Here is a 24,113-nt window from a genome sequence, read left to right as displayed (position 1 = left end):
AGCACGATTAAATCACCTCATCGCCTGCTCGGCAGGCTTCACTAATATGAGGTGTCTGATGGCTATTATTATCGCGTTTCTCGGCGGGATGTTGACCCTACTCAGCCCCTGCACGCTGCCGGTGATCCCGTTTCTGTTTGCCAGCGTGAAAGGACAAAAACGGCATCTGGCGGCGATGCTCGCCGGGATGGTGGTGATGTTTACCCTACTGTCGCTGCTGGTCACCGTCGCCAGCGTTTGGGTCACTCAGGTCACACAGGCGGGCCGCTGGCTGGCGCTCGCCTTTCTTAGCGCGGTGGCGCTGTCGCTTATCTCACCACGCCTCGCCCAGCGGCTGATGGCCCCGGCGGTGCGGTTAGGAAACCAGGTGAACGACCGCAGTCTGAGCCGTCGTGGCGTGATTGCCGCCCTGCTGGCGGGCATTGCCACCGGGCTATTGTGGGCACCGTGCGCAGGGCCGGTACTCGGGGCAATCCTGAGTCTCGGCATCATTCAGGGCAATAGCGTCTCCGGAGGCGTGCTGCTTGCCGCCTACGGTAGCGGTTGTGCCATCATGCTGGGTTTGATCTGGCTCGGCGGGCAGCGCGTGCTGCACTGGCTACGCAACAGAACGGTGATGGTCGAGCGGCTAAAACAGCTAGCGGGGGTAACGATGCTGGCCTCCGTGGCGCTCATTGCTTCCGGTACCACCAGCGTACTGCAAGGGGCGACAGGGCTTTCTGCACAACTGGAGAAAAATCTGGTCGGCTGGCTTCCGGCCACCCCGGTGAAGCTCCAGCCGGTTGTCGACAGCGCGCTACCACCGTTGAGCGGCGGTACAGGCTGGATCAACAGCGCACCGCTCGCCAGCGAATCGCTCAAGGGCAAAGTGGTACTGATCGATTTCTGGACCTTCGACTGTATTAACTGCCAGCACACGCTACCGCACGTGCGTGAGTGGGCGGAAAAATATCGGCCGCAGGGGCTGGAGGTGATTGGGGTACATACGCCAGAATATCCGCATGAGAAAAATTTCAGCGCGGTGCAGGAAGCGGTAAAGAAATGGCGAATAAGCTATCCCGTCGTCACCGACAATAATTACCAAATCTGGAGCGCTTTTGGGAATCAATACTGGCCGGCCCACTATCTTTTCGACGCTCGTGGGCAGTTACGTTATACCTTTTTTGGCGAAGGGAATTATGCCGAGCAGGAGTCTGCAATTGCGCAACTATTAAAAGAAGCCAGGGCATGAATGAATAAAATAAGGGCGGCACCTGCGTGTCGCCCTTTATTCATTTTCACCCGAAAGTAAAATTACTTCTGGGATGGATCGAATTTAACGGCATCAATGGCCATATCATCGATAACCTGTTTCAACGTATCCAGCGTCAGCTGAGCGTTGGAATTAGACAGGTCTTTACCCTCACCTTTACGTACCACTTTAATGACCGGTTTATTCGTCGCCGCGTCAATCAGTTCGCCTTCAAAATAGAGGTTGGTATTCATGGTACGGTGGCCGGTCGCCGCTTCAGTACCCGCAACCACCATCGCGATAGGGATCACTTCGTAGAACTGCAGGCCTTCTTTGCTGGAGTCAACGGCGGTAATCGCACCGCGGAAGATCAGGCTATGCGGGCCAGCCTTCGTCGCCAGCGGCTTACGCTCACTGATGGCTTTTTTCAGCTCGGTATTGGTGTAGTTCAGAATGTCGGTCAGCGCTTTCTGCCCAACCTGCGTCGTCGGCTTCGGTACCGGGTAGTAGGTTACCGGGTTGTAGACAACGTTGGCGTAGTTAGCCGGTTTGTAGTCCGGAGAGATCCAACGCAGTTCCGTTTTTCCTGACGCCGTGGTGGCTTCCTTCAGGCCAGAATAATCTTTTAAAAATCCTGAATATTGCTCGGGAGTGGTGGTCTTCGATGCACAGCCCGCTAATACCAGAACGCCCACAAGGGCCGCCGCTTTGAAAAACGCTTGAGTACGCATGAGAATAATCCCTGATAAATGCACAAATGCCAGTAAGTTATAGCAAATGAATCAGGAGTTTGTCGCGGCAAAAATGGGGTGGGCTCTCATTATTCGCAAAAACGATTCACAGTATAACGGGCTTGCGCCCGTTATATAGATACTAGTTATGATTTCTTGCGTGCCAGCAGGGTGGCGAAGCGTAATTTGATGCGATTACCGTTTTCATCGGTACGATGAAGTTCGCCGACGTCCTCGTTATATTTCAGCAAATCCCACCCTTCGTAATAGTTTTTCAGCTCACCGGCTTTAAAAGCAAACGGGAAACCGACGGTGCAAGGGAAATCGTCGGTATCCATTGCGGCGACAATCAGGTTGTAACCGCCCGGTTTGGTGCAGCGCTGCATATTGGGGATCAGACGCGGGATGGTGCTCGACTCCAGGAACATCATCACCACCGTGGAGAGAATGAAATCATACTCACCGTCAAAGGTCAGCGTGTTGAGATCTTTCACCGCCGCCTGCAGGTTTTCCAGCCCTTCCGCTTCGCGAATCGACAGCAGGTTCTGGATGCTCATCGGGTTCTTATCCCACGCCGTCACATCGTAGCCGTTTGCCGCCAGATAGAGGCTGTTACGCCCATTGCCGCAGCCAAGATCCAGCGTTTTTCCCGGCGCAACCTGCGTTGCTGCATACAGCACGTCGGAATGAGTACGGGTCAGGCCATATTTTTCGGTGAAGTAGTTTTCGTCACGAGTGGTCATTGTTCATCCTTCGGTTTTATCAGCGTTGACGGAGCAACACGGGTCAAAAGTTTACCCTGAAGCAGCAACAGCAGCGTTTTAATCAGCAGCAGGCCAATCACGATATTGGTGAAAATAAATAGCGGCAGCGCCAGGTTATGGAAAAAGCCAGAACCGCTGGCGTGGCCAAGATGCAGCCCAGTGGAAGCCAGCGCGGAAATACCGAACGAGAAGCTCCAGAACGAGGCGTTAAATGCCTGGCGTAGATACCAGGGCATCAGGCGCAGCATAAATAGCAACTGCAGCAGGCCGTAGCCGAACAGCATTTTGGCAAACACATCCGCATGGCCGCCGTTGATACTCAGCCAGGCGTTACAGGCCACCAGCGCCGGGGCCAGTTGAATGCCGAGCGAAGTACGTAACGGCACGGAGAGCACCCCGCCGCTGCGTAAGCGCTGGACGATGGCTGGCTCGAGCGTAATCCACGAGATAACCCCTGCGCCAAGAAATACCAGCCCGGCGTCGTTAAAGCCCAGCGCCCCGCAGGCCATCGCGCTAATAAAGTTGTTAGCAACGGTAGGTAAATAGAGCCCCGGCGTGGTGGCATCCGCCGGATGCTCACCGCGCCACAGCCCGGCGGTTTGCCAGGCCGCATAGCTAAGCTGGAGCGTGACGCCAATTCCAAACAGCGCTAGCGCCAGCGTTCTTGCCCACGGCGTGACACCAATGGCTACCAGCATAGTCGTCGCCGGAAACAGGCTGACAAAGCTGCTGGCGATGGGATGATGCATCTCCTGCCAGAGGCTATACGGAAAGCGTACCGCCCGCATCAGAAAAGCCAGCGTCAACAACCCCCACATCACGATAGCAAGCACCACCAGCGCATCGCCAATGGTACGACTTACCGGCAGAATGGTGCTGGCGTAACGCCAGGCGAAGCCCATTCCAATGGTACCCAGAACCATCCCAAAGTAGCCCACGGGCAGATTAAGCACCCGAGCTTCATTCTCGTTATTATGCATTTAGTTTAATTAATCAAATTTTGTTAAGTTGCATTTTAAATGATTCTTTAATGACACGCTAGCGCGAAAAGGAAGTATAGATAAGCTTCACGCCAAGAATGCCCAGAACCGTTGCAGAAGTACGGTCTACCGCGCCTTTTATGCGCAGATAAACGCGACGCGGTTTTTCCGCCGACAGCACCAGCGCCACCAGCGAGTACCAGCCCGCATCAATCACAAAGCTCATTACCGGCACGATGTAGTAAAACGCGGTCGGAATATTGGCCGGCAGCAGCGCGGTGAAAATAGAGGCAAAAACAATCGCCGTTTTAGGGTTGCTCAATTGGGTGAGCAGGCCATCACGAAATGCTTTCCACAGGGAAATTTCCCGTTTTTCGCCCCCTACTGCTACCGCCATTGGCTGGCGCGCGCCGCGGAATATTTTAATTCCCATCCAGATAAGGTAGGCTCCGCCCGCAATTTTAAGGCCGATAAACAGTTCCGGCACGGCGTTAAGCACCTTTTGCAGCCCCAGCATCGCCATCATCGCAAACGTCGCGGCGCCAACGCCGGTGCCCAGCGCTGTCACCAGACCATGCATACGGGAATGCACCACGGCGGTTCGCGCCACGTAGATAAAACTCGGGCCGGGGCTCATTACGCCCATCACTAATACGGCTGCAATCGCTATCAGACTGGATAAAAGCATCGCTCCCCCTGGAGGCTCCTGGTATTGAAGGTCAAAATGGATACCCCGTTATACTTCATTTTTCTGCCGCGCATAAAGATAGGCCGTCGCCCGTGATATTCCCAGATGCTGCGCCACGGTATCCATCGATTTACGTAGCGCGAGCAAACCTTCCGTTCGCAGCGCCTGAATCACCGCTTTTCGATCATCAGGGCTCAGCGAACGCGCGGTAGTGGCTCGCTGGGCGGCGAAGCGGTCAATGCGCTGGCGAATCATCTCCAGCCCCGACGGTTCCAGATGTTCCTCAACCGGCGCGCTGTCCACTGCGGTAAACTGCGTCAGCGCGCTTTGCATCCCACGAAACAGCGTCATGTCGACGTTCAGGCATAGCGCGGCAACGTACTGCCCCGAGGTATCTTTAATGCCGATTGACGTGCTTTTCACCGGGCGACCGTCGGCAAACTGGTTGGCGTAGTTGGCCACCACCGACGGAAAATCCGCTGAGGCGATGCGCGCCAGTCCCATTTCCGTCGTGGGTTCTCCCACCTCGCGGCCGGACAAATTATTGTGGATCGCCAGTATCGAGTGTTCCGGGTGTGTCAGGTCATGCACCACCACTTCGCAGAACGGCGAAAAGGTGTCGCTGAGCCCTTTGGCAATGGTCTCAATCTGGTTCAGCAGGGAGTGGTCTTCATCATTTGCCATCTGTTTTGCCTTGTCTTCCATAAGATGAACGCCGCCTGCCAGCACAGGCGACGGAGTATTAACCAGCCAGCAAGGCCGCATAGCGGCTGATATCCACGTTGCCGCCGCTGACGATAATCCCCACTTTTTTCCCGCGCAGCGCTGCTTTACGCGCTCGTGCGGCAGCGAAGCCGAGACAACCGGTTGGCTCTACCACCATTTTCATACGCTCAGCGAAGAAGGCCATCGCGGAAATCAGTTCGTCGTCGCGGGCGGTCAGAATGTCATCGACGTTTTGCTGAATTAACGGGAAGGTGAGCGCCCCGAGATGCTGTGTTTGCGCGCCATCAGCGATGGTTTGAGGCGTATCGATATGCACGATGCTGCCGCTGCGGAAAGATTGCTGCCCGTCGTTGCCCGCCTCTGGCTCGACGCCGTAGATCAGGCACTCCGGCGACAGATGGCGCGCGGCCAGCGCCGACCCCGAGAGTAAGCCTCCGCCGCCGAGGCAGACAAACAGCGCATCCAGCGGGCCGACCTCTTCAATCAACTCTTTCGCCGTCGTACCCTGCCCGGCAATCACGTGTGGGTGGTCATACGGCGGGATCAGCGTGAGCCCATGTTGTTTTGCCAGATCGCGGCCTATTTGCTCGCGGTCTTCGGTATAGCGGTCATAAGTGACAACTTTCGCACCGTAGCCCTTCGTCGCCGTCACTTTGACCGCCGGCGCGTCCAGCGGCATGACAATGGTCGCCGGAATACCCAGCAGCTTTGCCGACAGCGCAATGGCCTGGGCGTGGTTGCCGGAAGAAAAAGCGACTACGCCCGCGGCGCGCTGCTCAGGGGTAAACTGCTGAAGCGCATTCATTGCACCGCGAAATTTGAAGGCGCCCATGCGCTGATAGTTTTCGCATTTGAAGAACACTTCTGCACCAAACTCGTCGTTCACCGTCCGCGATGTCATTACCGGCGTCCGGTTGGCATAACCCGCAATACGTTCCGCCGCTGCCACCACATCGCCATAGTCAGGAAGCTTTTGTTCACTCATCTCATTACCTCAATACACTTTGTATCAATTAATACATTTTGTTTAATGATGGGTTATACACCTCTTCAGCTTTCACCACCACTGGTTCACTCCACTCTCGCGATGATTTGCTACATTTACTTTATCTGCTTAGCCAGCGAGGCCAGGATGAAAAAATATCGTCTCAGCGATAAAACGCGCAGCGTGCAAATTGGCGAACCCGGCGCCAGAGAGAGCGTGGTGGTGCGCCAGATTATTGCGCTGCAGGATTTTGCTGATGTCACCGTCGGCACACCCGGCGGCTGGGTGGAGAACGAACTGGCGCTGAGCCACGATGGCGAATGCTGGATTTATGATGAAAATAGCCTGGTCTATGCCGGGGCCAGAATCACCGAAAACGCGAGAATTACCGAGCCGTGTGAAATCAGCCATCAGGCCGAAATTGGCGGCAACGCGTGGGTGCAGGCCAGCCGAATTAGCCACCATGCGCGAGTCAGCGGCGATGCCACCGTGCACGATTCACAGGTTCACGGCTACTGCCACCTGTTTGGCTACGCCCATATTGCCGAGCAGTCGCAGGTCGTCGGCGCCCGAGGCTTAACCGCCGACAGCGAACAGGTGCTGCAAATCTACGATGCCGCCCAGTTGCGACACTGTCGGGTTGTACATCAGGCGCAAATATACGGCAAAGCCTTGCTGGTTCATGCCTTTGTTGAGCATCGGGCTGAAGTCTTCGACAACGCCCGGTTAGACGGCAACGAAGAGAACAATATCTGGGTGTGCGACTGCGCCAAAGTCTACGGCCACGCGCGTATTATCGCCGGGCGCGGCGAGGATGAGATCCCCACCTTGCGCTACAGCTCGCAGGTGGCGGAAAACGCGGTGGTTGAAGGCAACTGCGTGTTGAAGCACCACGTGCTGGTCGGCGGCAACGCGCACTTACAGGGCGGGCCAATTTTGCTCGACGATCATGTGCTTATTCAGGGCGATGCGCGGGTCATTGGCGATGTGCTGATCGAGTATCACATTGATATCACCGATAGCGTGGTGGTGGAGGCGCTGCCGGGAGAGGCGATTCATCTTCGCGGGCGTAAAGCGATAACCGGGGCGCAGCGAATTACCCGCACCCCGCTATTCGGTGCGTTATAGCGTGGTGGCGTCGACAATCCGCGCATAGATATTCTGGTCGTGATAAACGCCGTTGAGGAACTCTGCCTGGCGTAAGCACCCTTCGAGTTGAAAACCGTTGCGCAGCGCCACCTGGTTGCTGCGCAGGTTATCTACCCGGCACTTGATCACAAAGCGGCGAATTTCTCCCCGCTCGGCGTAGTAGCGAATAAACGCCTGTAGCGCCGCCGACAGCGTCCCTTTCCCCTGCGCATCCTCATCCAGCCAGTAGCCGATATAGCCCGTCTTATTCGAGGGTTCGATCTGGTTGAACGACAGCACGCCTGCCATCTGGTTATCGACAAAAATCAGGAACATTTTGGCGATGCCGCGCTGATGCAGCATCATATTGCCCTGCACGTTCTGACGGGAATCCTGTTCGCTGTTGACGTACTGCGGCCAGTTCAGCGTCTGCTGGAGCCACACTTTGTTGCGCTGCACCAGTTGGTACAGCCCCGAAACGTGGCTTTCATTAACGGCCTGGAGGGTGACGGTGTCATTGACGGTGATGGTTTCGGTGGCGGTCATTCTCAATTCTCAGCAAGTGATCGTAGGCCTGATAAGCGCAGCGCCATCAGGCATAACGGCGCAGAGTGCCGGATGGCGGCGATGCCTTATCCGGCCTACATGACGACAGCGAGGTTATTTCATTACGCGGTCGTCAACGTACTGACGTTTATCCGGCGCTGGCGGGAAGTACTGATACAGCCAGGTTTCGCTGATGGCGTCGCCGCGGCAGCGCAGGAACAGGCGCATATCCACCGGGTCGGTCGAATCGGACGTTGGGTACCAGTCAAACAGAATGCGATAGCCGTCAAACGGTTCAACGTAGAGGATCTCAACCTGCTTCGCTTCCCCGCTGGAGAGCGTAATCACCGGCTCAATCCCCTTCGGTGCGGCCGCTTTCAGGTCGCCGCCAACAAAATCGATAGCGAAACGACGGGACCATTTTTCCGGGTAATGCTCGCCCGGTGCCCAACCTTCAGGGAAGCTGCCCATGCCGGTGCGGGTCGCCAGTACGCGCGCCAGCGGAGAACGTACCGGCGGCATCGCGCTCCAGTACAAGCGGTAGCTAAAGTTCAGCGTATCGCCCGCCTTCATCGGTTTTTCCGGCTGCCAGAAGCAGACGATGTTATCGAGCGTTTCGCCAGTGGTTGGGATCTCCATCAGGCTGACCGCCCCTTTGCCCCACTGATTGCGCGGCTCAACCCACAGGCTTGGGCGTTTGTTGTACCAGCCCATCACGTCCTGATAGTGGGTAAAATCGCGGTCGAGCTGCAGCAGACCAAAGCCCTTCGGGTTTTTATCCTGATAGGCATTGAACTGCAGCTTCTGCGGGTTATTCAGCGGACGGCAGACCCACTCGCCGTTGCCAAGCCACATCGCCAGGCGGTCGGAATCGTGAATTTGCGGGTGGATAGTGTCGCAGACGCGGCGCTCGTTATTGCCGCAGCTGAACATGCTGGTCATCGGCGCAATGCCGAGCTGCTTAATGTCTTTGCGCGCATAGATATGGTTTTCCACATCCATGATCACCTGCGCTTTTTCGCAGTGCACCACGAACTTGTAGGCCCCGGTGACGCTGGCGCTATCCAGCAGCGCGTAGACGGTAAAGGAGGTGTCGCCCGGCTTCGCGGTTTCGAACCAGAAAGAGGTGAAGTCCGGGAACTCCTCCAGCGAATCGGTATAGGTATCAATCGCCAGTCCACGCGCAGACAGGCCGTACTGATAGGTGCTGTCTACTGCGCGGAAATAGCTCGCGCCGAGGAAAGCAACGATATCGCGACGCGCCAGCTCTGGCGCTTTAAAAACGCGGAAACCGGCGAAACCGAGATCGGTTTGCCCTTCCAGCTGTTTAGTGTCAACACCGGCGTCGTTGTACTGGAACAGCTCCGGGCGGAAGTGAATTTCACGCGCCTGATGGCTGGCGGGATCGAGCGAGAACATCCGTACGCGGCGGCGGAAACCCATCCCCACGTGGAAGAACTGCACGTCCAGCTGGCGCTCTTTGACGTTATTCCACAGCGAATGTTCAGCGTCGTACTGGATGCTGTTATAGGCCTGCGGCGTCAGGTTAGCCAGGGTATCCGGCAATGGGCGCGGTGCGCCGCTCCACGGCTGACGCGAGAGATCGTGCGCCATGGATTGCAGTACGCCGAAATCAAAGCGACGCGTCTGGCCGTCGGCAATGCCGGAGTCCTCTGCCATCGCGGCCTGGGAGAAGAGCGATGCGAAACCGGAAGTCCCGCACACGGCGGCAACAGCCATTGAAGATTTAAGAAAGTGTCTGCGATTCATGCCTGGCAAAGCGTCCTTTTAAAGTCGGAATGCTGCAAAATGAAAACGGCGTTATTGCCGCCCACTCTAGACAAAATTGATTGATAATCCAATTGCTAGCGCAACAAAATCTGTCAATCCAGACTCACATGATGCTTCATTACGCGTTTGAACAGCGCCAGACGCGCGCGCATAAAGCGATTTTCCACATGGAACCCGCCGTGCTTGCGTAAACCGATGCGCAAAAGCCGGTCGCGACCGCGCACGCAGGCGGGCCAGCGCACCGGCCCCGCCAATACGGTATGGCTCGCACTGGCGTCACGGGCGAAGCTGACCCAGTAGTCAGCGACCTGAGCCGCCATCTGAAGATCGCCTGGCGTGACGTAGTCGCAGGAGGGCGTTATCTGCCCCAATGTATCAAAGACATAGGGCACCTCATTGCCATGCCACGCGCCGTGACGATAGGTGTCGTGCTCGGCCTCGGCAACATAATCAAACCAGTAACGCCAGCAGGGCTGATTCACCCGCTGCTGCGCCTGCATCACCACGTAGCCCAGGGTAGTAAACGCCATATCCCGGCAAACCTGACGTCCTAGCTCTTCATCTCCCTTCACGCCTGGATAGAGCAGCTTAATCAGCCCCAGGCCCAATCGGCGCTCGCGGCGCAATTTCTGAATTTGCCCGGCTAAATCCACACCAAATACCGCCATCACGCTGGCTTCATCGCTGTTGGAGCCGACAAGTACCGGCATGGCGTGCTGCTTTCCGGCAAAGAAAACGTCGAGCATTGGCTGCGGCAGCACCGCATCACCAACAATCGGGGATGGGCCAATATTATGGGGTGCAGTGAGCGGCCAGAATGCCTCGGCGGGAATCTCTCGCAGAGAGTGCGCCGTGGCGTTCGGCAAATTGAAGTGTTCGGCCAGCCGCTCGCCGCGAGCCAGCGCGTCGTCGCGCGGTAGGTCAGGCAAGGTATAGCCGCTTTGAATGATGGCTTTGTGGAACAGACCGTTAGCTTTCGGTGAGGTCATTAGCGACAAGACGCTACGCGCCCCGGCGGATTCGCCAAATAACGTGACGTTGTCACGATTTCCACCGAAGGATTCGATATTCTCCTGAACCCAGCGCAGCGCGGCGATTTGATCCATCAGGCCAAAATTGTACAGCCGTTCGCCGTCTTCGCCCTCCAATGCAGGATGGGCAAAGAAGCCCAGGTGGCCGAGTCGGTAGTTGAGCGTGACCACAATCACGTCGCGTTGCGCCAGCGCCTTGCCATCATAAGGCGGCAGACCGCCTGAACCAATGGTAAAACCGCCACCGTGCAGCCAGACCATGACCGGCAGCGGCCCCTGGCGTTCAACCGGTGCCCAAACGTTCAGATAGAGGCAGTCTTCAGAAAAACGACCGGGATCGCCGCCTCCCAACTCCTGACAGTACTCCGCGCTCTGCCAGCAGGCGGCGGAAAACGTATCCGCCTGAAACACGCCCTGCCACGGCGAAAGCGGCTGTGGCGCGCGCCAGCGCAGCGGGCCCACCGGCGGCGCGGCGTAAGGAATGCCGCTCCAGCGGTACACATCTTCGTCCACGACGCCCGTTAACGTCCCTTGCCGGGTCTCCACCCGCGTTGCGCTATTCTGCATTCACTCTTCATCTCGGTTTTCTACACTGCTATGCAGAGTACCTGTTTCAGAGCAGACCGCAACGACGTTTGCTACGCAGCGACGCCTCCTCATACAGACTGAATTCGTCCAGTACCTGGCGACCCAGCGCCGATTCAAATGCGTCTCGGCTGGCGTTGCCGTGCGTACGCGTCTGCCCATCGCCGCCCAGATTCGACTGGAAAATCCCCGCTGCGCTGACCGGCAGAAAATCTTCATAGGTGATCGGCTGGGCGATAATCCAGCCGCGTTCGATAAAGGGCTGGGGATCATCACCCGGATGAATCGCCTGTCGATGGGCATCGCCGGTCGGCGTTAAGCGATAGCGGAACCAAGCTAGCCCCTGCTGGCGCAGTAAGAATTCGCTATCCGGGAAGGCTTTGAACACCTCTTGCAGATGCTGCTGGTGACTCAGGTTATCTTTGCCCACGCCCGCTTCGCTCAGCAACTTGTCGTACAAAGCCCGGCCCTTGGGGGTAAGCGCAATTCCACGCTGCTCAATTTCACCGAAACGTGCGGTGTGCGTGCCGCTCGACTCACCAGCAAACTGCACCGGTTCCTCCAGCGCTTTAAAGCTGGTCTGCCGTAGCAGCAGCGGTACCGAGCGGCGCGGCGGGCCTTCAATCACCGCCTTCGGTTCAATACCGTAGTCGGACATCAGTTCCTGAGCGCGGTCAATATCCAGCGTGCGCGGCGTGAGGTGGTTAATGTGGCAACCGGGGAAGCAAACCACGTCGGCAATCAACCGGTGCTGCTGGTGCAGCGCCTGGTAGGTTTCTTTATCTACGGTGGTATGTCGATGCCAGCGGAATGTCTCCAGCGCTTCACGCACAAACTCCTGCGCCTGCGGTGTGGTCAATCCGCCCTGATCGTCATGGAGATCCATCAGCGCCCGGCAGCGCGGGGTAAAGATATCGCGCTGGGTGAGGATTTGCGCGGCTTTCTGGCGCAGTGCCGGGTCGTCAATCAGCTCAAGGCGTAATAAAGAAGTGAAGATACGGAACGGGTTGCGCTGCAGCGCCGCATCCTCTACCGGGCGAAACGCCGTCGAATGTACCGGCACGCCAGCCACCGACAGATCGTAATAGCCCACCGGCGACATTCCCATAATGGCAAACATCCGGCACAGCGTAGAGAGCTCCTGCGCCGTGCCAACACGAATCGCGCCGTGCCGTTCAACGTTGAGGCGCGCCAGTTCGTCCGCGTTAGCCAGTTGTTCATACAGACGCGTGTTATTTTCCAGCACCGCCAGATTGACGTCAGCCACTAATGCCAGCAACGTCCCATATTGCGGAACTTCTTGCTGATACATCGCCGACATCGCTTGTGAAAACTCTTCCCGAATATCATCTGCCGAAAGGGTGTGCGCCATGATGCCATGTCTCCTGTGGATATAGTTGCAGTGTAGAAAAGGCCATGGCGCTATGCGGTAAGAATTTACAAACTGTGATCGCGGCAACTGCCTGAACTTATTGAGTGAATGGCGAATTACATAACCATAAGTTATCTAAAAAGCACCTTAAATTCACTTTAAATTAACAATATATTTACACACACTGTTTACGGCAATAATAAAATACCCTACACGGAGCCACCTATGAGCACTAAATGGTCACCGCAAGAAGTGATTCATCGGGATTACAACAATCATCCCCCGGCCTACGCCCCTGGCTATAAAACCAGCGTGCTGCGTTCACCACGTAATGCCCTGATTTCACTGCAAAACTCATTATCTGAAATTACCGGCCCGGTCTTTTCGCAGCAGGATCTCGGCCCGCTGGATAACGACCTGATCCTCAACTACGCCAAAGATGGCCTGCCCATTGGCGAGCGGATTATCGTTCATGGCTACGTGCGTGACGGCTTCGGCCGACCGCTGAAAAACACGCTGGTCGAAGTGTGGCAAGCCAACGCAGGCGGGCGTTACCGTCATAAGAAAGACCAGTATCTGGCGCCGATTGACCCTAACTTTGGCGGCTGTGGACGCGTGCTGACCGACGAAAACGGCTACTACTTCTTCCGCACCATCAAGCCCGGCCCGTACCCGTGGCGCAACCAGGCGAGCGACTGGCGTCCTTCACATATTCACTTCTCCATTTTTGGTGAAGCCTTTGCCCAGCGCCTGATTACCCAGATGTACTTTGAGGGTGACCCGCTAATCAAGCAGTGCCCTATCGTCAAAACCATCAATAACGATGATGCCGTTCGCACGCTGATCGCGGAGCTGGATACCCACGCCGCCGTGCCGCTCGACTGTCTGGCCTATCGTTTTGATCTGGTGCTGCGGGGTCAACGCGCCACGCTGTTTGAAAATCGCACCCAGGGGGCTGCACGATGAAAGATTATTTACCGGAAACCGCCTCGCAAACCGCAGGCCCTTATGTGCATATCGGCCTGGCTCCGGACGCTGCGGGCTTCCATATCTTCGAAAAAAACTTCGGCTCGACGCTTGCCAACAGCCATACGCCAGGCGAACGCATCGCCATTGAGGGGCGCGTGTTTGATGGTTCCGGCACGCCGGTGCGCGATGTGTTGATTGAAATCTGGCAGGCCAACGCCGCCGGGCGCTATAACCATGTGGCAGACCAGCAGCAGGAAAAAGCGCTGGATGAGGATTTCCGCGGCTGGGGTCGCGCCTGCTCTAACTTTGACAGCGGTGTGTGGCGCTTTGACACCATTAAACCCGGCCAGGCCGTGGGCCGCGACGGACGCATGATGGCTCCGCACGTCAATCTGTGGATCGTGGCGCGGGGGATCAATATCGGCCTGAATACGCGGATGTATTTCTCCGACGAGCAGGAGGCGAATGCCAAAGACCCGGTGCTAAATCTGATCGAATGGGAAGTGCGCCGCAAGACGTTGATTGGGCATAAAGAGACGCGCGGCAACGAGACGGTGTACCGTTTCGATATCTATTTACAGGGTGAGAACGAAACGGTGTTTTTCGATCTGTAAGGTGGGTGCGCTTTGGCCCGGCGTCGCGTTGCTCGGCCGGGCTACCTATCGCAAAGTAGCCCGGTCGAGCAACGCGACGCCGGGAACTTCTCCAAATACAACAAACCGCTTGTCTGTTAAACCGCACAAATGTTAATAATAATTTGCTAGCAAGTTATCAAATTTAAACAACATCACTTGTCACCCGTACCGCTCTGTTTTTAACATCGCCTATGGAAAAAAATGCTCTCTTTAGTCAGCGCATTCGTCTGCGCCATCTGCACACATTCGTGGCCGTCGCCCAACAGGGAACTTTGGGGCGCGCGGCTGAAACCCTTAATTTAAGCCAGCCAGCGCTCTCCAAGACGCTCAACGAACTCGAGCAACTTACCGGTACTCGCCTCTTCGAACGCGGCCGTCTTGGCGCTCAGTTGACCCTCGTCGGCGAACAATTTTTAACCCATGCGGTGAAGGTGCTTGATGCGCTGAATACCGCCGGTCAGGCGTTAATACGTAAAGAAGGTGTTAACAATGATGTGGTGCGCATCGGTGCTCTACCGACGGCTGCCCTGGGCGTATTACCTGCCGTGATAGGCCAATTCCACCAGCAGCAAAAAGATGTGACGCTCCAGGTTGCCACCATGAATAACACCATGCTACTGGCCGCGCTGAAGTCCGGCGATATCGATCTGGGGATTGGCCGCATGTCTGACCCGGAACTGATGACCGGGCTGAACTATGAGCTGTTGTTCCTGGAATCATTGAAGCTGGTGGTACGCCCCGATCACCCGCTGCTGCATGAAAACATTACCCTGAGCCGCGTACTGGAGTGGCCGGTGGTGGTTTCACCAAAAGGCACCGTCCCGCGCCAGAATGCGGAGACGTTGCTGCAAAGCCAGGGCTGCAAAATGCCTGCCGGTTGTATTGAGACGCTCTCCGCCTCGCTTTCGCGCCAGCTCACCGTTGATTACAACTATATCTGGTTTGTGCCTTCCGGCGCGGTGAAAGACGATTTACGCCGCGGCGTACTGACCGCCCTGCCGATTGCGACGCAGGGCCAGGGAGAGCCGATTGGCATTCTCACGCGGGTGGACACCCCGCTTTCTTCCGGCGCACAGACGCTATTGAGCGCAGTACGCAAGTCAATGCCTTCCTGAAAAATCACACCGGCCCGTCGCCTGGCGGGCTAAGTGCCTTCGTTTTTCCGCGCTATTTTACTTTCTCTCTACGCAATTAATGCGAAATCATTTATTAACAATTGCGCAATGCAATTTAACAGATCTATCATATCCATAATTTAACCAAATGGTTCATTCTTGATTGCATACACAAACAAAATGCCTCATTTAGAAGCACGTTAGCATTTCATTCAAAACAAAAGCACAGCACAAAACACACCACATGGTTCAACTGTGCGCATTTTGCTGTTTTAAGGAGAAAGGTATGGCAACTGGCAACGTGCCACGAGGATTCCCACGAGTCCTGCAGTGGCTTCTTATCGCGCTGATGTTGATCGTCGGCCTGGCTATCGGTGTGCTGGGGGCGAAACTCGCCAGCGTCGGTGGCTCCTGGTTCTTTGCCCTGATGGGGCTGGTGATGGTGGTCAGCGCCATTCTGATTGCTCGTCAGCGTCGCGGCGGGATAGTGCTGTACGCGCTGGCGTTTATCGTGGCGATCGTCTGGTCAATCAGCGATGCAGGCTGGGATTTCTGGCCGCTCTTCTCGCGCCTGTTTACCTTTGGCGTGCTGGCGTTTCTCTGCGCCCTGGTGTGGCCGTTTATGTCGCACGTTCAGCCCGCCAAAAAAGGCCCGGCCTTTGGCCTCGCCGCCGTCATTGCCGTTGTGCTTTTGGTGAGCATGGGCGGTATGTTCAAGCCGCAAACGCTGGTTTCAGCCACCGAAGCGGTGCCGGTCAAACCGGTAGCGCCCGGCGATGAGCAGAAAAACTGGGAACATTGGGGCAACACCACCCACGGCGACCGTTTTGCCGCGTTAGACCAGATCAACAAGCAGAACATCGATAAGCTGCAGGTCGCGTGGGTTGCCCATACGGGTGATATTCCCCAGAGCAACGGTTCAGGTGCGGAAGATCAGAACACCCCGTTGCAGGTTGGCGACACCCTGTTCGTCTGCACACCGTACAGCAAAGTACTGGCGCTGGACGTTGACTCGGGCAAAGAGAAATGGCGCTACGATTCGAAAGCCACCGCGCCTAACTGGCAGCGCTGTCGCGGTCTGGGTTACTTTGAAGACACCCCTTCCGTTACCGCACAGGCACCGGCAACTCAACCTGCCGCCTGCCCGCGCCGTCTGTTCCTGCCGACCACCGACGCGCGTCTTATCGCTATCAATGCCGATAACGGTAAAGTGTGTGACGACTTTGGCGACCACGGCGTGGTTGATCTGAGTATCGGCATGGGTGATATCAAGCCGGGCTACTATCAGCAGACCTCTACGCCATTAGTAGCGGGTAATGTGGTGATTGTGGGCGGCCGCGTGGCCGATAACTTCTCCACCGGCGAGCCGCCGGGCGTAGTGCGCGCTTACGATGTACATAGCGGTAAACTCGCCTGGGCGTGGGACCCGGGTAACCCGAACCTGACCGGCCTGCCGCCGGAAGGGATGACCTATACGCGCGGTACGCCGAACGTCTGGTCCGCGATGTCTTACGACGCGAAGCTGAACCTGGTTTATCTGCCGACCGGTAACGCCACCCCAGATTTCTGGGCCGGTGAGCGTACCGCACTCGACGATAAATACAGCTCTTCTATCGTGGCGGTAGATGCCACCACCGGTAAAGTGCGCTGGCACTATCAGACCACCCACCACGACCTGTGGGACTTTGACCTGCCGTCGCAGCCGCTGTTATACGACCTGCCAGATGGTAAAGGTGGCAACACGCCGGTGCTGGTCCAGACCAGCAAGCAGGGCATGATCTTTATGCTCAATCGTGAAACCGGTGAGCCGGTAGCCAAAGTCGAAGAACGTCCGGTTCCGGCAGGCAACGTGCCCGGTGAGCGCTACTCGCCTACTCAGCCTTACTCCGTGGGAATGCCGATGATCGGCAACGAAACGCTGAAAGAGTCCGATATGTGGGGTGCTACGCCGGTTGATCTGCTGCTGTGCCGCATCCAGTTTAAAGAGATGCGTCATCAGGGTATCTTCACCCCACCAGGCGAAGACCGTTCTCTGCAGTATCCTGGCTCACTGGGCGGAATGAACTGGGGCAGCGTGTCGGTTGACCCGAACAACAGCCTGATGTTCGTCAACGATATGCGTCTGGGTCTGGCAAACTATATGGTGCCACGCGCCAATGTGGCGAAGAATGCTAGTGGTATAGAGATGGGTATTGTACCGATGGACGGTACACCGTACGGCGCAATGCGCGAGCGTTTCCTGTCACCACTGGGTATTCCATGCCAGAAACCGCCGTTCGGCACCATGTCTGCGGTGGATCTGAAGTCCGGGAAAATCGTCTGGCAGGTACCGGTTGGTACGGTTGAAGATACCGGGCCGCTGGGCATTCGCATGCATATGCCGATTCCTATCGGGATGCCTACGCTCGGCGCGTCCCTCTCGACTCAGTCTGGCCTGCTGTTCTTCGCCGGTACTCAGGATTTCTATCTGCGCGCGTTTGATACCGCAACCGGGAAAGAGATCTGGAAAGACCGTCTGCCGGTTGGCAGTCAGTCTGGCCCAATGACCTATGTGTCACCGGAAACTGGCAAACAGTACATCGTGATTAACGCGGGTGGCGCACGCCAGTCGCCGGATCGCGGTGATTACATCATTGCCTACGCGCTGCCGGATAGTCACTGATACTCGAACTACCGTGCGCGTATTGTGCCTGATGGCGCTGGCTTATCAGGCCTACGCTGCCTCGTCACCTTTACGGTGGCGAGGCTTATTTTTGCCAGGCCGGATAAGGCGTTTACGCCGCCATCCGGCAAGGCACTCGCTTAAAACGTTTCCCAGTTATCCGCACCTGCGGTTGCCGCCGCCGGGCGGGCCGGGTTAAACGTGGCTTTTGCCACCGCTTTCACCGTTTCAACGTGCGCACTGGACTGTAGGCGGAACGTCCCTACCGCTTCGGTTAAACGCGCTGCCTGTTCCTCCAATGAAGCCGCCGCCGCAGAGGCTTCCTCCACCAGCGAGGCGTTCTGCTGAGTGACGTTATCCATCTCGGTCACCGCCTGACTCACCTGCTGAATGCCGCGATTCTGCTCGTCAGAGGCTGCCGCAATCTCCAGCATGATATCGGTCACGCGTTTTACCGCATCCACAATATCGGTCATCGTGGTACCCGCACGAACCACTTCACCTGAGCCGCGTTCTATCAAGGTTACCGATTCACTGATCAGCCCCTCAATCTCTTTCGCTGCCTGGGCGCTGCGGCTTGCCAGCGTGCGAACTTCACTCGCTACCACTGCAAATCCGCGCCCTTGCTCACCCGCGCGCGCCGCTTCCACCGCCGCGTTCAGCGCCAGAATGTTGGTCTGGAAGGCAATGCTGTTGATGACCGAGGTTATCTCAGAAATTTTCTTCGAGCTGGTGGATATGCTGCCCATCGTCGACACCACGCCGGAGACCAGTTGGCCGCCGCGCGTTGCTTTACCCGAAGCGTCCTCCGCCAGCTTGCTGGCATGATGGGCGTTCTCGGCGTTCTGTTTCACCGTTGCGGCTAACTGCTCCATGCTGGCAGCTGTCTGTTCAATCGCCGCCGCCTGCTGCTCGGTACGAGAAGAGAGATCGGTATTGCCGGCGGAGATTTCACTGGTGCCGCGATAAATCTCTTCGGCCCCCTGGCGCACGCTGCCCACGGTCTGCACCAGCGAGTGCTGCATTTTTTGCAGATGACCGTTGAGCTGACCTATCTCGCTGCGCCCTACCGGTTCATCCGGCATCGTCAGGTCACCATTGGCAATCTGTGCAATGCGCACGCCCGCGCGCTGCAGCGGCAGGATCACCACGTTACGCAGGGTGGTAAAGGTGACGATGGTCATCAGCACCGCCAGTACAAACGCGCCAATCATAAACATCACGCCCAGTTGGGTACGGCCGTGGGCCAGTTCGGCAAGCTGATTGGCGCGAGCGGTACGAATCGTAATGACCTTATTGCGCACATCGTTGTACGCGTCGTCGAACGCGCGCGCCTGTTCGCTTTCATAGTTGATGATGGCTTCAAACATGCCGTTCTTTGCGTATTTCAGCATCGGCGCCATCCCTTCTAAATAGGCGCTGTAGCGTTGATTCATTTCGGCATCCAGCGCTTCATCCGCCTGCGTTTTCACGCTGCGATTGGCGTAGAGCTTGAACCCATCCTGGGAACGTTTAATTCGGTCTTCTGCCGCCGCCAGGTTTTTCTTCATGCTCTCCATTTCAGCAATACGGCTGTCCGCGCCCGCGTGGATCATCATGATACGGGCTTCACGCAGATAGTTGGCGCTGTCGGAAAGCCCCACGCGCACCTGCAGCTCCTGGGTAACGTCGCGCTGGTCGTTATCGGCCTTCCACATAAAATAGCCTGCCAGCCCTGAACTCAGCGCAAACAGCACCAGAATGCCGCCCAGCACCGAGCCGAAAAACGGCACCAGACGGATATGATGTAAGAAGCCGACCTTTTGTGCGCGACGCGGCTGCGCGGATTTTTTTTCCATGAGTGACTCTCTTGTACTTGAGGTAAGTAATAGAGTCATCGGCCATTAGCGCTGATTTGTTATCAGCAATGGTGCAAAACGCAAGGCGGGTCACACTTCGAAGAACCAGCGGGACGATCCCGCTGGTTGGGGGGAGGATTATTTATTGCCGAAATGAATGACGGTACGGATAGATTTCCCTTTGTGCATCAGATCGAACGCTTCGTTAATCTGGTCTAATGGCAGACGGTGGGTAATAAACGGGTCGAGCTGAATTTTGCCCGCCATCGCCTCTTCCACCATGCCCGGCAGCTGGGTACGGCCTTTCACGCCGCCGAATGCTGAACCGCGCCATACGCGACCGGTCACCAGCTGGAATGGGCGGGTTTTAATTTCCTGACCCGCACCGGCCACGCCGATGATAATGCTTTCACCCCAGCCTTTATGACAGCATTCCAGCGCCGAACGCATCACGTTGACGTTGCCAATACATTCGAAGCTGAAGTCCACGCCGCCGTCGGTCAGTTCAACGATCACGTCCTGAATCGGTTTATCGTAATCTTTTGGGTTGATAAAGTCGGTTGCGCCCATTTCACGCGCGAGGGTGAATTTTTCCGGGTTCATGTCCACGGCCAGAATGCGCCCGGCTTTCGCCTGTACCGCGCCCTGAATCACCGCCAGACCAATACCGCCGAGGCCAAACACCGCCACGGTATCGCCCTCTTTCACTTTCGCCGTGTTGTGTACCGCGCCGATACCGGTGGTCACGCCACAGCCCAGCAGGCAGACTTTATCCAGCGGCGCCTGCGGGTTCACCTTCGCCAGCGAGATCTCCGCACAGACGGTGTACTCGCTGAAGGTGCTGGTGCCCATATAGTGATAAATCGGTTCGCCGTTGTAGGAGAAACGCGTGGTGCCATCCGGCATCAGCCCTTTGCCCTGAGTGGCGCGAACCGCCTGGCAGAGGTTGGTTTTGCCCGATTTACAGAACTTACACTCGCCGCATTCTGCGGTATACAGTGGAATAACATGGTCGCCCGGCTTGAGGCTCGTCACCCCTTCGCCCACTTCCACCACCACGCCGCCGCCTTCATGGCCAAGCACCGCCGGGAACACGCCTTCAGGGTCATCCCCTGACAGGGTGAATGCGTCAGTATGGCAAACGCCGGTATGGGTGATTTTGACCAGCACTTCACCCTTCTTCGGCGGCGCAACGTCAATTTCCACAATTTTCAGCGGCTGACCTGGGCCAAACGCAACTGCAGCACGTGATTTCATAACTCTCTTTTCCATTATGGGGATTATTTTAAATAGGACCGAAGCAGGTGACCGACCTCAGCCATGCGCACCGCTCGCTGATCCGGCGTGGTTTCACCGCTGACCAGTTCATCTTTAAGGTGCATTTCAACCATCTCGCCCATCAGGCCGTTAGAGGCCCCGCGAATAGAGGCAATTTGCTGCAGGATGGTCAGGCAGGAGTCACCCGATTCCAGCGCGCGTTCCAGCGCTTCAACCTGCCCTTTAATACGGCGCACTCGGCTTAATGCCCGTTTTTTGTCTTCGAGTGAATGCGGCATAGCTCCTCCGATAGTATAGGGGGGTATACTATCAATCTCATTGTGTTGATGTAAAATAAATGTTTTATTTTTTTCAAATGCGCGAAAGCACATATCGTCAGCGGCGCGAATTTACGCTTCCAGAACAGTAAGTTTAGACGCTTATTACGGGGATGTGATAGACGGCATGCGCCGTTATCGTGATGTGCAATGGAATAAAACAGACTGGCCCGATAAGGGTTATCGGGCCAGGAGAGCTATCAGGACTGGAGCGTTGCCAGACGCGCAGCAAAGCCGACAAACACCAGGCCAATCAGGCTGTTACCGATTTTCGCCAGTTTTTTACGCGTTTTCACATAGCGCGTCACCAGCGAGCCGGAAACGATCAAGAAACTCAGGTAGGTGAAGCTCACCAACTCCAGTGTGACCGCGAGGATAAAGAATGCCAGGCCGGGGGTTGTCGCGTGAACGTCAATAAACTGCACGAAGAACGAGACGTAAAACAGGATCGCTTTCGGATTAGTGAGGCTCAGCGTTAACGCACGTTTGAAGATAGCGTGGCCCGGTTCTGCCGCTTCATCGTGTTCGGCATTTTTGCGCTTCAGGGTGCTGTAGAGCATCTTGCCGCCAAGATAGAGCAGATAAATGGCCCCAAGGTAGCGCACGATATTAAACAGCACCGGTGTGGTCTTAATCAGCGTGGCAACGCCCGCAAATGAGAGAGACATCAGAACGGCGTCGCCAATAAACACCGCGAGCGCCGCCATATAGCCTTTGCGGATACCGTGCGACACCCCGGTCTTCAGTACGAAGAAGGTATTCGGCCCCGGCACCAGAATAATAAAGATGGCCCCGAGCAAATAGGTCCAGTAATTAAGTACACCAAAATCTGCGAACACCCTGTTCTCTCCACTCATACGTCAGACATAAGACTTATGGTAGCGCAGAGCCCAGGGAGTTGAAAGCCTGTTAACGCTTGCGCGGCATCATGCGCAGCAGCGTATTGTCCTTCCAGAAATAGTGGTGCGCCAGCGCGGCAAGCGCATGCAGGCCAATCAGCCAGTAGCCGAGGTTGGCGAGGAACACGTGATAGTGCTTAAGCGTATCGACGAGGTCAAAATTCCCCTCTGCCGCGTGCGGCATGGTGAAACCAAACGCCAGCCACGGGTTACCACGGTTATACATCATGATAAGGCCGATCAGCGGCAGCGCGATAAACAGCAGGTAGATAGCCAGATGCCCCAGGTGCGCCATGCCGGTCATCATCGGCTTTGGCTTCGGCACGATCGGCGGCGCCGGGCGCTTCAGGCGAATCAGCAGACGCGCCACCATCAGCACCAGTACGCTGATCCCGCAGGACACATGGATCATGTTAATGACCGGGCGGTCGCTGCGGGGGAAAAACCCGCGTAACTCCATCGCCGCATAGGCCACCACCACCAACAGGAAAACCAGCCAGTGGATGGCAATTTGTAAGCGGGAATATTTATCGTTCATCGCCAAAATACTCTGAGAAGTAACATAAAAAAGCAAAATAGCCGCGATTCATTAAAATTTCATTAACTTTTTCAAATCGATACAAATTAAATTTTCGCGACAGCGTTGCCCTTCCAGCCCTGCTGAACTAAGCCTGGACAGGTGAAATACATAATCCAAACTTATTCATTGAATCGATCTGACGCACGCGTATTGGGCTGACATCCCATCACTGACAGGAGAGCACCATGAGTAAAATTGGCATTAACGGGTTTGGGCGTATTGGCCGTCTGGTTCTGCGCCGTTTACTGGAAGTATCCAGCAGTCATGAAGTGGTCGCGATTAACGATCTCACCTCCCCTAAAGTTCTGGCTTATCTATTGAAGCATGACTCCAACTACGGCCCGTTCCCATGGAGCGTTGATTACAACGATAATGCGCTGATTGTGAATGGTAAAACCATCACCGTTTACGCCGAAAAAGAGGCGCAAAACATTCCGTGGACCGCCCAGGGCGCAGAGCTGATTGTCGAATGCACCGGCTTCTACACCTCGACGGAAAAATCACAGGCGCACATTGATGCCGGGGCGAAAAAAGTGCTGATCTCCGCCCCTGCGGGCGACATGAAAACCCTCGTCTTTAACGTCAACGACGATACGCTGAACGCCAGCGATAAGATTATCTCCGTCGCCTCGTGCACCACCAACTGCCTGGCGCCAATGGCCAAAGCCCTTCACGATGCATTTGGCATTGAAGTCGGAACCATGACCACCATTCACGCTTACACCGGCACCCAGTCACTGGTTGACGGGCCGCGCGGTAAGGATTTGCGGGCCTCACGTGCGGCGGCGGAGAACATCATTCCGCATACCACCGGGGCAGCTAAAGCCATTGGTCTGGTGATCCCGGCGCTGAGCGGCAAGCTGAAGGGCCATGCCCAGCGCGTGCCGACCAAAACCGGCTCGGTTACCGAACTGGTCTCCATCCTGGGTAAGAAAGTGACCGCCGAGGAGGTCAACCAGGTGATGAAGAATGCGGCGCACAACAATGAATCGTTTGGCTATACCGAAGAGGAGATCGTCTCTTCCGATATTATCGGCACCCATTTCGGCTCCGTTTTCGATGCCACCCAAACCGAAGTGACTGAGGCGGGCGGCCTGCAACTGGTAAAAACCGTCTCCTGGTACGATAACGAATATGGCTTTGTGACCCAACTGATTCGTGTGCTGGAAAAATTCGCCAAAATGTAACGCCTCCGGCGGGCGGTATCATGCCCCCGCCGTCTTTCCGTCAAAAATGGTCGTCTGATTTTCGGTTGCTGGCAT

General features: G+C 56.3%; 22 protein-coding genes. 7 read left to right on the top strand and 15 right to left on the bottom strand.

Going from position 1 to position 24,113, the window contains the following annotated elements:
* The first annotated feature begins 58 nt into the window (after positions 1-58).
* Positions 59-1,231: a cytochrome c biogenesis protein DipZ gene (locus tag ACLGE8_RS20720; protein WP_411000888.1), complete on the top strand. Its 1,173-nt coding sequence runs from the start codon at positions 59-61 to the stop codon at positions 1,229-1,231.
* A 62-nt stretch (positions 1,232-1,293) separates the two neighbouring features.
* On the opposite strand, the gene ACLGE8_RS20715 is transcribed toward ACLGE8_RS20720, so the two are convergent.
* From ACLGE8_RS20715 to ACLGE8_RS20690, 6 genes are all read right to left on the bottom strand, one after another.
* Positions 1,294-1,962 (bottom strand): DUF3313 domain-containing protein, encoded by a 669-nt coding sequence (locus ACLGE8_RS20715; protein WP_411000886.1) that lies wholly within the window; start codon positions 1,960-1,962, stop codon positions 1,294-1,296.
* 146 nt (positions 1,963-2,108) lie between these two features.
* A complete protein-coding gene (tehB, locus tag ACLGE8_RS20710; protein WP_411000884.1) occupies positions 2,109-2,705 on the bottom strand; it encodes a tellurite resistance methyltransferase TehB in 597 nt (198 codons plus the stop codon).
* On the bottom strand, positions 2,702-3,706 hold the full coding sequence (tehA, locus tag ACLGE8_RS20705; RefSeq protein ID WP_411000882.1) for a dicarboxylate transporter/tellurite-resistance protein TehA: 1,005 nt from the start codon (positions 3,704-3,706) through the stop codon (positions 2,702-2,704). Before tehA ends, tehB begins: the two co-directional genes overlap by 4 nt.
* Positions 3,707-3,764: 58 nt before the next feature.
* The gene (locus tag ACLGE8_RS20700; RefSeq protein ID WP_411000880.1) at positions 3,765-4,394 is read right to left on the bottom strand and encodes a LysE family translocator; all 630 of its coding nucleotides are present in this window, start codon (positions 4,392-4,394) and stop codon (positions 3,765-3,767) included.
* A 48-nt stretch (positions 4,395-4,442) separates the two neighbouring features.
* Positions 4,443-5,078 (bottom strand): transcriptional regulator, encoded by a 636-nt coding sequence (locus tag ACLGE8_RS20695; protein ID WP_411000878.1) that lies wholly within the window; start codon positions 5,076-5,078, stop codon positions 4,443-4,445.
* Positions 5,079-5,136: 58 nt separating this feature from the next.
* Positions 5,137-6,105: a threo-3-hydroxy-L-aspartate ammonia-lyase gene (locus tag ACLGE8_RS20690; RefSeq protein ID WP_411000876.1), complete on the bottom strand. Its 969-nt coding sequence runs from the start codon at positions 6,103-6,105 to the stop codon at positions 5,137-5,139.
* A 147-nt stretch (positions 6,106-6,252) separates the two neighbouring features.
* Here ACLGE8_RS20690 and ydcK point away from each other — a divergent pair, with 147 nt between their 5' ends.
* Positions 6,253-7,233 (top strand): YdcK family protein, encoded by a 981-nt coding sequence (gene ydcK / locus ACLGE8_RS20685; protein ID WP_411000874.1) that lies wholly within the window; start codon positions 6,253-6,255, stop codon positions 7,231-7,233.
* Here the strand turns inward: ydcK and rimL are convergent.
* The 4 genes from rimL to ACLGE8_RS20665 form a co-directional block, all read right to left on the bottom strand.
* Positions 7,228-7,779 carry a 50S ribosomal protein L7/L12-serine acetyltransferase gene (gene rimL / locus ACLGE8_RS20680; protein WP_411000872.1) on the bottom strand — a complete coding sequence of 184 codons (552 nt, stop codon included), beginning with the start codon at positions 7,777-7,779 and terminating at the stop codon, positions 7,228-7,230. The two genes, ydcK and rimL, sit on opposite strands and share 6 nt — an antisense overlap.
* Positions 7,780-7,893: 114 nt before the next feature.
* The gene (locus ACLGE8_RS20675) at positions 7,894-9,549 is read right to left on the bottom strand and encodes a glucan biosynthesis protein D (RefSeq protein WP_411000870.1); all 1,656 of its coding nucleotides are present in this window, start codon (positions 9,547-9,549) and stop codon (positions 7,894-7,896) included.
* A 113-nt stretch (positions 9,550-9,662) separates the two neighbouring features.
* Positions 9,663-11,168 carry a carboxylesterase/lipase family protein gene (locus ACLGE8_RS20670; protein ID WP_411000868.1) on the bottom strand — a complete coding sequence of 502 codons (1,506 nt, stop codon included), beginning with the start codon at positions 11,166-11,168 and terminating at the stop codon, positions 9,663-9,665.
* Positions 11,169-11,214: 46 nt separating this feature from the next.
* Complete coding sequence (locus ACLGE8_RS20665) at positions 11,215-12,558, bottom strand: VOC family protein (protein WP_411000866.1); 1,344 nt, start codon at positions 12,556-12,558, stop codon at positions 11,215-11,217.
* A 225-nt stretch (positions 12,559-12,783) separates the two neighbouring features.
* Here ACLGE8_RS20665 and pcaH point away from each other — a divergent pair, with 225 nt between their 5' ends.
* The 4 genes from pcaH to ACLGE8_RS20645 all read left to right on the top strand — a co-directional run bounded on the left by pcaH (position 12,784) and on the right by ACLGE8_RS20645 (position 17,939).
* Entirely contained in the window at positions 12,784-13,524 is a 741-nt protein-coding gene (gene pcaH, locus ACLGE8_RS20660; RefSeq protein ID WP_185668696.1) for a protocatechuate 3,4-dioxygenase subunit beta, read from the top strand.
* A complete protein-coding gene (gene pcaG / locus ACLGE8_RS20655; RefSeq protein WP_411000864.1) occupies positions 13,521-14,141 on the top strand; it encodes a protocatechuate 3,4-dioxygenase subunit alpha in 621 nt (206 codons plus the stop codon). The genes pcaH and pcaG overlap by 4 nt, the downstream gene beginning before the upstream one ends.
* Before the next feature lie 212 nt (positions 14,142-14,353).
* Positions 14,354-15,277 carry a LysR substrate-binding domain-containing protein gene (locus tag ACLGE8_RS20650; protein WP_411000862.1) on the top strand — a complete coding sequence of 308 codons (924 nt, stop codon included), beginning with the start codon at positions 14,354-14,356 and terminating at the stop codon, positions 15,275-15,277.
* Between the two features lie 286 nt (positions 15,278-15,563).
* Positions 15,564-17,939 (top strand): glucose/quinate/shikimate family membrane-bound PQQ-dependent dehydrogenase, encoded by a 2,376-nt coding sequence (locus ACLGE8_RS20645; RefSeq protein ID WP_411000860.1) that lies wholly within the window; start codon positions 15,564-15,566, stop codon positions 17,937-17,939.
* Positions 17,940-18,079: 140 nt separating this feature from the next.
* Here ACLGE8_RS20645 and ACLGE8_RS20640 read toward each other — a convergent pair whose 3' ends face one another.
* The 5 genes from ACLGE8_RS20640 to cybB all read right to left on the bottom strand — a co-directional run bounded on the left by ACLGE8_RS20640 (position 18,080) and on the right by cybB (position 22,809).
* Positions 18,080-19,777 (bottom strand): methyl-accepting chemotaxis protein, encoded by a 1,698-nt coding sequence (locus tag ACLGE8_RS20640; protein ID WP_411000858.1) that lies wholly within the window; start codon positions 19,775-19,777, stop codon positions 18,080-18,082.
* 138 nt (positions 19,778-19,915) lie between these two features.
* Complete coding sequence (locus ACLGE8_RS20635) at positions 19,916-21,034, bottom strand: S-(hydroxymethyl)glutathione dehydrogenase/class III alcohol dehydrogenase (RefSeq protein ID WP_411000856.1); 1,119 nt, start codon at positions 21,032-21,034, stop codon at positions 19,916-19,918.
* Between the two features lie 23 nt (positions 21,035-21,057).
* Complete coding sequence (locus tag ACLGE8_RS20630; RefSeq protein ID WP_368301229.1) at positions 21,058-21,333, bottom strand: metal/formaldehyde-sensitive transcriptional repressor; 276 nt, start codon at positions 21,331-21,333, stop codon at positions 21,058-21,060.
* Between the two features lie 239 nt (positions 21,334-21,572).
* Positions 21,573-22,211: a leucine efflux protein LeuE gene (leuE, locus tag ACLGE8_RS20625; RefSeq protein ID WP_333494924.1), complete on the bottom strand. Its 639-nt coding sequence runs from the start codon at positions 22,209-22,211 to the stop codon at positions 21,573-21,575.
* Between the two features lie 70 nt (positions 22,212-22,281).
* Positions 22,282-22,809: a cytochrome b561 gene (gene cybB / locus ACLGE8_RS20620; protein WP_411000854.1), complete on the bottom strand. Its 528-nt coding sequence runs from the start codon at positions 22,807-22,809 to the stop codon at positions 22,282-22,284.
* A 227-nt stretch (positions 22,810-23,036) separates the two neighbouring features.
* Between cybB and gap the strand changes: the two genes are divergently transcribed.
* Positions 23,037-24,038: a type I glyceraldehyde-3-phosphate dehydrogenase gene (gene gap, locus ACLGE8_RS20615; RefSeq protein WP_411000852.1), complete on the top strand. Its 1,002-nt coding sequence runs from the start codon at positions 23,037-23,039 to the stop codon at positions 24,036-24,038.
* Positions 24,039-24,113 lie beyond the last annotated feature (75 nt).

The organism is Kluyvera sp. 142486 (assembly GCF_046569695.1).
In the GTDB taxonomy this organism is placed as follows: Bacteria; Pseudomonadota; Gammaproteobacteria; order Enterobacterales; family Enterobacteriaceae; genus Kluyvera.
The sequence above is the reverse complement of the archived record's forward strand: the minus strand, read 5'-3'. Positions and strand labels throughout refer to the sequence as shown.